This window comes from Nocardioides sp. P5_C9_2 (genome assembly GCF_054049555.1).
On the sequence record NZ_JBFUMD010000340.1, the window covers coordinates 1 to 4,359 of the forward strand.

General features: G+C 71.3%; 4 protein-coding genes and 1 pseudogene. 1 reads left to right on the top strand and 4 read right to left on the bottom strand.

What is annotated here, in order from left to right; all coding sequences use genetic code 11:
- From ACXJKL_RS15520 to mce, 4 genes and pseudogenes are all read right to left on the bottom strand, one after another.
- Window positions 1-249, bottom strand: a pseudogene (locus ACXJKL_RS15520) (hypothetical protein); the annotation flags it as partial.
- A 130-nt stretch (window positions 250-379) separates the two neighbouring features.
- Window positions 380-1,720 carry a crotonyl-CoA carboxylase/reductase gene (ccrA, locus tag ACXJKL_RS15525; protein WP_457207934.1) on the bottom strand — a complete coding sequence of 447 codons (1,341 nt, stop codon included), beginning with the start codon at window positions 1,718-1,720 and terminating at the stop codon, window positions 380-382.
- Window positions 1,721-1,810: 90 nt separating this feature from the next.
- Window positions 1,811-2,629 (bottom strand): SDR family oxidoreductase, encoded by an 819-nt coding sequence (locus tag ACXJKL_RS15530; protein WP_457207935.1) that lies wholly within the window; start codon window positions 2,627-2,629, stop codon window positions 1,811-1,813.
- A gap of 4 nt (window positions 2,630-2,633) precedes the next feature.
- Window positions 2,634-3,092, bottom strand: coding sequence for a methylmalonyl-CoA epimerase (gene mce / locus ACXJKL_RS15535; RefSeq protein WP_457207936.1), 459 nt, complete (start codon window positions 3,090-3,092; stop codon window positions 2,634-2,636).
- A 128-nt stretch (window positions 3,093-3,220) separates the two neighbouring features.
- Here mce and ACXJKL_RS15540 point away from each other — a divergent pair.
- Window positions 3,221-4,359, top strand: a 1,139-nt coding sequence (locus ACXJKL_RS15540) for an acetyl-CoA C-acetyltransferase (protein WP_457207937.1), incomplete at its 3' end; no start/stop codon positions are given.

A 4,359-nucleotide genomic window follows, 5' to 3' on the forward strand; every position in this document is an offset into this window, starting at 1 on the left:
GGCGCGAGCAGGGGCCGGCCGCGGGGCGGCGCTGGTGGCGGGCGCGGCGGCCCGGGTCTGCGTGGTGGGGGTCTCGTCGGCCGGCGGCACGGTGGGCATCACCTGCGTCGACTCGGCCGAGGGCGCGTCGGCGGCGCCCGTCGAGGTGCCGGTGGAGTCGCCCGCGGCCTCGCCGGTCGTCCCCCCGGTGGGGTCGGAGTCGCTCTCCGGCTCCTCGTCGAAGATGGACAGTCCCTGGTCGCGGCTCATGGTGGAGCACCAACTCTCTGCGTCGATCTGCGGTGAAGTCTGCGGTCGGCCCAGTCTGTCCGATGCCCGGGGACAAACACACCCCGGCTCGCGGAGCGATCCGCGAACCGGGGTGTGACGAACGTCGGCGTCAGACGCCGCGGAAGCGGTTGATGGCGTCCTCGTGCTGGGCGCGCAGCTCGTGGTTGCGGACGCCGAGGCCCTCCTCGGGGGCCAGGCACAGGACGCCGACCTTGCCCTGGTGGGCGTTCTTGTGGACGTCGAGGGAGGCCTGGCCGACCTCCTCCAGGCTGTAGGTCTTCGACAGCGTGGGGTGGATCATGCCCTTGGCGATGAGGCGGTTGGCCTCCCAGGACTCGCGGTAGTTGGCGAAGTGGGAGGAGATGATGCGCTTGAGGTTCATCCACAGGTAGCGGTTGTCGTACTCGTGCATGTAGCCGCTGGTGGAGGCGCAGGTGGTGATGGTGCCGCCCTTGCGGGTGACGAAGACGCTGGCCCCGAAGGTCTCGCGGCCGGGGTGCTCGAAGACGATGTCGATGTCCTCGCCGCCGGTGAGCTCGCGGATCTTGGCGCCGAAGCGCTTCCACTCCTTGGGGTCCTGCTGGGTGCCCTCGTCGTTCCAGAAGCGGTAGCCCTCCTCGGAGCGGTTGATGATCAGCTCCGCGCCCATCGAGCGGGCGATGGCGGCCTTCTCCTCGTTGGAGACGACGCAGACGGGGGTGGCGCCGCCGTTGAGGGCGTACTGCGTGGCGAAGCCGCCGAGGCCGCCCGAGGCGCCCCAGATGAGGACGTTGTCGCCCTGCTTCATGTCGCCCCCGTTCTTGGACACGAGCTGGCGGTACGCGGTGGAGTTGACCAGGCCGGGGGAGGCGGCCTCCTCCCAGGTGAGGTGGGCGGGCTTGGGCATCAGCTGGTTGGACTTGACCAGCGCGATGTCGGCGAGGCCGCCGAAGTTGGTCTCGAAGCCCCAGATGCGCTGCTCGGGGTCGAGCATCGTGTCGTTGTGGCCATCGGGGCCCTCGAGCTCGACGGAGAGGCAGTGGGCGACGACCTCGTCGCCGGGCTTCCAGGCGTTGACGCCCACGCCGGTCTTGAGCACGACGCCGGCCAGGTCGGAGCCGACGACGTGGTAGGGCAGGTCGTGGCGCTTGGTCAGCGGGGAGAGACGGCCGTAGCGCTCGAGGAAGCCGAAGGTGGAGACGGGCTCGAAGATCGAGGTCCACACGGTGTTGTAGTTGATCGCGGAGGCCATCACGGCGACCAGGGCCTCGCCGGGGCCGAGCTCGGGGAGGGCGACCTCGTCGACGTGCAGCGACTTGCGGGGGTCCTTGTCGCGGGCGGCCAGGCCCTCGAACATGTCGACCTCGTCCTTCTTGACGAAGGCGGCACGGTAGGACTCCGGGAGCTCGAGGCTCGCGAAGTCCGCCGAGGTCGCGGTGTCGGACTGGATGGCTTCGAGGATGTTCTGCACGGGTGTCTCCTGGTGAGGCATCGGTGGCACGAAATGTGGGTGCAAGATACCGGTCGGTAACCAGCCGTGGTCAGCGGTGTGACGTAGTCATCACGACGAGGTGGGCACGCCTCGGCGGCGCAGGCGTCGCTGTGTGCGCCGACCGAGGCGTACGCCGAGCGCCAGTCCGTGCTGGCCGAGCCGTGGGAAGGCGTCCACCACCCGCACCTGGGCTCCGCGCCAGCGGGGCACCGCGGTGACGAGGCGGGGCCGGTCGAGGACCCCGGCGACCGCGTCGGCCACCTGGTCGACGGACAGCAGGGTCCCGGAGAAGGAGAGCGCCGCGCCGGGGTCGTCGAGCCGGTCATGGAGCATCGGGGTCCAGATGCCGTCGGGGCACACGCAGCTGATCTCGATGCCGGTCAGGCCGGCGAGGCGCAGGTCGGCCACCGTGCTGAGGCTGAAGCCGAGCACCGCGTGCTTGGAGCCGGCGTAGACCCCCTCGCCCGGGACGGCCACCAGTCCGGCCAGCGACGCGACGTTGACGACGTGACCCCGCCCGGACCCGCGCATCGCGCCGATGGCACTCACGGTGCCGTTGACGACGCCCAGGGTGTTGACCTCGACCATGAGACGACGCTGCGCGGGCGTCTGCTCCCACGCCGGCCCGGTGAGGAGGACCCCGGCGTTGTTGACCCACACGTCCAGCGACCCGGCGCGCTCCACGGTCACGGCGGCCGCGGCGTCGCACGCCTCGGCGTCCCGGACGTCGAGGCGGGTCGCGAAGGCGCCGGACCCGATCCGGGCGGCGACCGCCGTGGCTGCCTCCAGGTCCACGTCGGTGACGTGCACGACGTGGCCCCGCTCGGCCAGCAGGGCGGCGATCCGGGCTCCGAGGCCCCGGCCGGCACCGGTGACGAGGGCTCCCACGGGATCAGTGGGCCGCTGCCGCCGGCTCGACGAGCTCGACGAGCACGCCGCCGGCGTCCTTGGGGTGGATGAAGTTGATGCGGCTCCCCGACGTGCCGCGCCGGGGGGCGTCGTACAGCAGGCGCACGCCGCGCTCGCGCAGGACGGCCGAGACGGCCTCCACGTCGGTGACCCGGTAGGCCAGCTGCTGCAGCCCCGGCCCGGAGCGGTCCAGGAACTTCGCGATCGTGGACTCCGCCGACAGCGGAGCCAGGAGCTGGATGTGCGCGCCGGAGTCGCCGACGGCGACCATCGCCTCCCGCACCCCCTGCTCCTCGTTGGTCTCCTCGTGGGCCACGTGCATGCCGAAGGTGTCGCGGTAGTAGGCGATGGCCACGTCCAGGTCGGGCACGGCGATGCCCACGTGGTCGATCGCGGTGAACAGGTGCTCGGGGAGCTCGAGAGGTGCGGTCATGGCCGACATCGTGGCAGGTCCGGCGGTGGGCGCGGCGTGATCCCCGCCACCCCGGACGCCGCGTCCGCGGGGCGGCGGTATCGTCTCGAACAGATCATGTCCGACAGATCTCGTCCACTTCGCCGGGAGGCCGTTCCATGTCCACCTCTGTCATCGTCGCCGGGGCTCGTACCCCCATCGGTCGCCTCCTGGGAGGCCTGAAGGACCAGTCCGCCGCCGACCTCGGCGGGGTCGCCATCAAGGGCGCCCTGGACAAGGCAGGAGTGTCCGGCGAGCAGGTCGAGTACGTGATCATGGGCCAGGTCATCCAGGCGGGCACCGGCCAGATCACCGCGCGCCAGGCCGCGGTCAAGGGCGGGATCCCGATGGACGTCCCGGCCATCACGATCAACAAGGTCTGCCTCTCGGGCATCAACGCCATCGCGCTCGCCGACCAGCTCATCCGTGCGGGCGAGCACGACGTCGTCGTCGCCGGCGGCATGGAGTCGATGACCCGAGCGCCCCACCTGCTGCCCGGCTCGCGCTCCGGCTTCAAGTACGGCGACACCGCGCTCGTGGACTCGATGGCCTACGACGCGCTCCACGACCAGTTCACCGACCAGGCGATGATCAACCTCACCGAGGGCTGCAACTCCGCCGGCACGCACCTGACCCGCGAGGAGCAGGACGCGTTCTCCGCCCAGTCGCACCAGCGTGCCGCCGAGGCGTGGAAGAACGGCGTCTTCGACGACGAGGTCGTCCCGGTGACGATCCCGTCCCGCAAGGGAGACATCACGGTCAGCCAGGACGAGGGGATCCGCGGCGACACCACGGTCGAGTCGCTGTCCGGCCTGCGCCCGGTGTCCAAGGACGGCACCATCACCGCCGGCTCCGCCTCCCAGATCTCCGACGGCGCCTGCGCCGTGGTCGTGATGAGCAAGGCGAAGGCCGAGGAGCTCGGCCTCACCTGGCTCGCCGAGATCGGCGCCTCCGGCCAGGTCGCGGGCCCCGACTCGACCCTCCAGCTGCAGCCCGCCCGGGCCATCGAGAAGGCCGTGGCCAAGGAGGGCATCTCGGTCTCCGACATCGACCTCTTCGAGCTCAACGAGGCCTTCGCCGCGGTCGGCATCGAGTCGTCGCGCCAGCTCGGCATCGGCGAGGACAAGGTCAACGTCAACGGCGGTGCCATCGCGCTCGGCCACCCGGTCGGCATGTCGGGTGCCCGCATCGTGCTGCACCTGGCCCTGGAGCTCCAGCGTCGCGGGGGCGGCACGGGTGCCGCCGCCCTGTGCGGTGG

Excerpts from the sequence above, each read along its gene's own strand:
- mce (WP_457207936.1), bottom strand. The coding sequence starts at position 3,092 with ATGTCGGCCATGACCGCACCTCTCGAGCTCCCCGAGCACCTGTTCACC.